Source organism: Colwellia sp. MB3u-55 (assembly GCF_014076785.1).
Lineage (GTDB): Bacteria > Pseudomonadota > Gammaproteobacteria > Enterobacterales > Alteromonadaceae > Colwellia_A.
On record NZ_JACGUS010000015.1, the window covers coordinates 1 to 343 of the forward strand.

1 pseudogene is annotated in these 343 nt (G+C 45.2%); it reads right to left on the reverse strand.

The features are described from left to right. Positions 1–343: pseudogene (locus H4J66_RS00045) on the reverse strand (transposase); the annotation flags it as partial.

Sequence of the window (343 nt, forward strand, 5' to 3'; positions counted from 1 at the left end):
CTATTCAAACAAGCTTGGGCATTTGCTTTCCCGTGTGCGCGCTTTAACCCTACGTGCTCAGTAAATTCACACAAATGCTCTGCGGTGCCAACCGCGCCAGTGAATATACCTTCAAAGTTTGTGGTCAGTTTGAGCCAACTTTCATCACTGATGTGAAGTCTTGACAGTATATTTGCGGTTTTGTTATCGATAGCGCCTCGTTTGTCTGCTCTTATTACGCGACCTGTTTCATCTACAAGGGTTAAATAGTCCTTTAAACTAAAGCGGATACTGGCGGTTTTAGCTTGCTGTTCATTGCCCGTAAAAGGTAATAACCTTGTGGGTTGCTCTCCCATGATGGCGG